Here is a 5,041-nt window from a genome sequence, read left to right as displayed (position 1 = left end):
CTGCCGCGATTGCCGTTGATAACTCACTGGCAAATCAACAAAAGCTAAATTGGGCGCTCAACGACCTGCGTGAGAAAAAAAGCGCAGAAGCAACAGCCAAGCAAGTCAAGGACAGTCGTGATTTAGACTACAACAATTCTGTAGGCAACATCGGACAAATGCAGTTCATGGTCAATCTCAAAAAACGTGATTGGGATGAAATCGCAGATAACCTCCAGCGCGCAAAAGACAATCTTGTCTTACGCCAAAATCAGTATAACGCTGCGTCAGATGCATCCAAAGTTGCTCTGCAAGCCAAGACAGACGCTGAAAAAGAAGTGCAGGCAGCGAATGCGGCGAGCAACTCCAGTGATAGTGGGTATATTAGACAGATATACCAGTATTTCGCCATCATCTTGGGCAGGTTCCCGGCTCAGAATGAAATTAACTACTGGATTAATGATCTCCGTCGTGGCGACAGTCCACAAGTCTTCGCTTACAACATCTATAAAGGTAGCGATTCCTACACCAGAAGTTTGAGCCCTAGTGCCCTGTTTACCCGCAGCTATCACAATGCTCTTGGGCGCTATGATGGTGAAATTTACGCTGGCATCGACTATTGGGCAGGTGATATGAGTCGGGCGACTGATACACCTAATTCACTTGGGATGCTGTTTTTTAATTTCTTTACGGGTGTGATGAATGCGACCGGCAGCAATGGCCAGGCAGGCAAAGATTTCTTGAACTTCAACATCAATAAAGTGATGAATGCAGCATTCCAGCCCGCACTGGACAAGCTCAAAGCCGCATCTGACCATTACGACGACGTAAAAGGATATGAAAAAGGCGCCAACCAAAACCTGCTTGATGCGCAGGCAACGCTCAGTCGCGCCCCCGATTCTATCCAGGCAAAAAACGATTATGACCAAGCCGTTCGCAATCTTGACGATGCAGTCAGAACAAGCACTAACGCTTATAGTGCTGCAAGTACTGCTGCCGATGAATATAGAAAGGCTGTTGGTGCAGCACAAAGTGCACAAGACCTGGTGAGTGCGCTGGCGTCTGCTGGTACACCACCTTCTGGTGCCGCCACCAGTGACATCAATGCCAAGCTCAGTACCTACAACATTGCCCAGGGTATTGCTACCGATGCACAAAAACGTGCCGATGATGCCTATGATGACCTTACCGTCATACGTGCGGCCAGTGATATAAGGCTCAAAGAACTGACACAGTTGTATGTGCTGCTGTTTAACCGCGTAGACCCGCAGTCAGATGGATTGGCTTACTGGATCAAACAAATGAATGGTGGCATGTCACTCGATGCAGTGGCAACCAGCATGTACCACGACACCAGAGTCAGCCCCCCGCTGGATAGTAAAACACCAGTGCAGCTCTTTGAAATGATCTACAACGTCAATTTGCATCATGCCGACAATGACACAGCAGGTATCAATTATTGGGCTAGCCAATTAAGTAGTGCCTCGACGTCTGGTACCGCAAAAGGCCAGATCTTCCTGGCACTGATTTATTCTGTGCAGTTTGATGCAACAACAAGTTCTGCTGCACTGGATGCGCGCCGCCTCTTCATGAGTGCCGTCCAGCAAGGTGTTGATCGTGCAGCCAGCAATGCCGTTGCCGAATACAAAAATAAAACAAACATTGCTGGTGGCTATGCTCTCGATGCTGCTAACAAGTATAAAACCTATTCAGATGCCGTCATCGCCAGCGGTGGTACAGTCTCCCCCCTGTCGCCAAGTGCCTCGACCAAAGCAGACAATATAGCCAAGCTCTTGCAAGTCATGTTCTTGATGCGCAACAGCACATCCATGGTCTTTAGTGACTGGGCCAAACTGAGCTCTTTGATAGACAGCATTGCTAGCGGTCAAGACAGCTTGCCTAGTGCTGCCGGTAAACTGTATACCTACCTTGGTGGTGATGGGCAAAGCAGTGATGCGCTCATCAACCAGATATATCGTGGCGCCCTGGCGCGTACCGACTATGATGGCTACCAATCAACATGGGCAGCTAACCTCAATACCGGTCGCCAGGCTAACAACGATACCGTCAAAGGCAATGTTTTCCTGGACATCCTGCAAGGTGTGCTGGGCGCCGTGCCTGGCAATGCCACGGCCTTTGCCAGCCGCAAGTACTTCGATCAAAACATCACTGGTTTGATGAACAAGTTTGCTGAATTCCAAAACATTGATCTCAGTTGGAAAGCAGACAATGCAGGCAAGCAGGCCAAAGCCCTCAAGACTGCCCAGGACGATCTGGACGCAGCCACAAAAGCTTCCGGTGCTGCCCACCTTAACACCGGCGGTGTATTAGGCATGACTACGGCCCCGACCGTGGCCGCCACAGCGCAGCAAAAACAGATTGCCCAACTGTACGCTTTGCTATTTAACCGTGCCCCAGAGGCAAGTGGCCTGGATGTTTGGAGCAAAGCTGCCGCCAGCAATAATAATCTTGCCCTCACAGCCCAGCAAATGCTGGCGGGTGCCAAACCTGCTGATATGCCACCAGGCATCAGTGACAGCGATTTCCTGGCACGTCTGTATACCAATTTGGGTAACACAGATGCCCAACGCGCAGGCAAACACCTCACCGATCTGCAAACCGGTGTAAAAACCCGTGGCCAAGTGGTAGAGCAGATACTCAACGAAGTCATCAGCAATCAGGATAGCGACATCCCCGGCTTGAACCGCCAGCAAATGCTGGCCAACAAAACTGCCGTAGGCCTGACTTATGCCCTGACCATGAAAGGTGAATCACCCGAGATAGCCGCCACCCTGTTCACCAACGTCACCGCCGACAATGCCACTGCGGGCATCAACGCCGCCCTGAGTACCTCACCAGCGGCCTATGCCCGCAGCCAGGTCGCCAGCTTGTTCATCATGATGTTTGGCATCGAAGCCGACCTCAAAGGTTTTGACTACTGGGCACAGCGCGTGCCAGCCATCAATGCCCCCCTGGCCGACCGCGTCATGTTCGTACAAAACATCATCAGTGGTGACACCGATCATACTCTGGAGCCCTATAAACTCGCTGACAATAGCGACTTCATCAAAAAAATCTACAATAATGCCTTTGGTCAGGCACCAGATGCGGCTGGCCTTGTCTATTGGTTAGGCAAGCTCACGACGCAATCGCGAGCAGAAGTCATTACCGCCATCCTGTATGACATACAAAACAGCGCCAGCAGCAATAGCGGCAGCCCTGTTGTCCAAATGCAGTTCAGACTCAATCAAAAAACCTTTGCAGAAAAACTCTCGTCGGCCCTCAACCATTTGGCGGTTTTGGAACAAAACAAGCTCAACAGCACTGGCTCTGCCGACCAAAGTATCCTTGATGGCCTCACCAGCGCAGCAGCGGTCGCTGCAGGCCTGGCCATAGCAGCGGATAGTGCAGCCCTCAAAGCCATGGGTGACATCGTCATTGCCAAGGATATCCCCAAGGCTGGGGACACCAGCTGGGTACCTACACTCAAGGTCGATGCAGGTGCCATCGTCACGCCTGTCGCACCGCTGGGCCACAACAGCATCCTGCAAACCAATGACCGCTGGGGCAATGTCCTCAACACCACCGATGTGCGCAATGCCGCCTGGGTAACAAACTACCACTATGATAGTGACAACCGCCTGCTCGAAACCACGCGTAATGACGGTCTCAAAGACATCAAAACCACAGACGCCTACAACAGCCTCGGTCAGCACATCGGTGCCATCGATGGCAATGGCAACCTCAGCTTCAATATCCTTGATGCCAGCGGCCATGTGCTGGAAGAACACCGTGCAGATGGCAGTGTCGCCCACCATGACTACAATGGCTATGGCGACCACACCAAATTCATTGACGCCACCAATGTCATCACTGCCTATGGCTACGACTTACTTGGCCGTGTCACCTCACAAACCCAGTCAGGGCTGGCAGGCAAGATTGATGTCTATCATGCCGGAGACCTGCATGAAGATGCTGAAACCAATAGCATACCTGATAGAAAGGAATCACTTTCACGAGTCGACGGTCTGACCACCCTTTACCAGTATGATGAATTGGGCCGCCGCATCCAAACCACAGATGCAGAAGGTGGCATTCTGCGCACCTGGTATGACCTGCGTGGCAATATTATCAAAGCCGACAATGCATCACATACCAAGACCAGTGAGGGTGGCCAGACCACCAGCCGCTTTGATGCCCTGAACCACCAGATCAATGAAACAGATGCCGTCGGCGGGCAAAAGAACTGGGTCTACGACATCGCCACTGGCCGTTTGATCAGCAAAACCGACCTTGGTGGCCATAAAACCCTTTACGCCTACAATTACTACAACCAGGTAGGGCAAGAATATGGTGATGGCGCTTATAAAAAGAATATCTTTACCATCTACAACCAGTTAGGTCAGGTCGCTTCCATCAGCGATGTTGTCACCAATACCAACACCGTCTATCAATACGACGTTGCTGGCAATCGCCTGACAGAAAGCGTCACCCGCCTCAATGCTGAAGGCAAGGTCATCGACGTCCTGCAAGACAACCACCTCACCTATGACAAACTGGGGCGCTTAACAAAAGTCGAAACCGGCCGCTACCTGTTGATGTACAGCTACGACAGCAATGGCAACCGCATCAAGGTAGACAGCACCTATGTCAGCGACACCAATGCCAAACTTGAAGATGGCAAAGTCGTCAACACCACCGGTGGCAACCTCATCAATAGTCAGGTACAGCACAAAGTCACCTACAACACCTATGACGCCCTGAATCGTCAGCTCATCGCTGACGGTATCAATAAGAGTAGCGCTGTCGACGGCCAAGGCCAGGAAATCTATGACATCGCCATCAGCGACACCCAGGGTCACCAGTTTGCCTATGATGGAGAAGGGCGCCGCACCCTCGACCGCAGCTATACCAAAAAAATCGTCGTCGGTGCAAGTAACCCGGCCAGCGGCTATGTAGACGAAACTTATCGCTATGACATCATAGGACGATTAGACACCACCACCCGTGATGGCATGATCATCGACCAAAGGCGTTACACCGCCAATAGCCAATTGGAACG

1 protein-coding gene is annotated in these 5,041 nt (G+C 51.5%); it reads left to right on the top strand.

What is annotated here, in order from left to right:
* A partial coding sequence (locus tag ACO0LF_RS30995) for a DUF4214 domain-containing protein (protein ID WP_423021199.1) occupies nucleotides 1-5,041 on the top strand: 5,041 nt, incomplete at both ends.

The sequence above is a fragment of the Undibacterium sp. Di27W genome, from assembly GCF_049340345.1.
In the GTDB taxonomy this organism is placed as follows: domain Bacteria; phylum Pseudomonadota; class Gammaproteobacteria; order Burkholderiales; family Burkholderiaceae_D; genus Undibacterium.
Note: the sequence above shows the minus strand (reverse complement) of the source record. Positions and strands in the feature narration are given on the sequence as shown.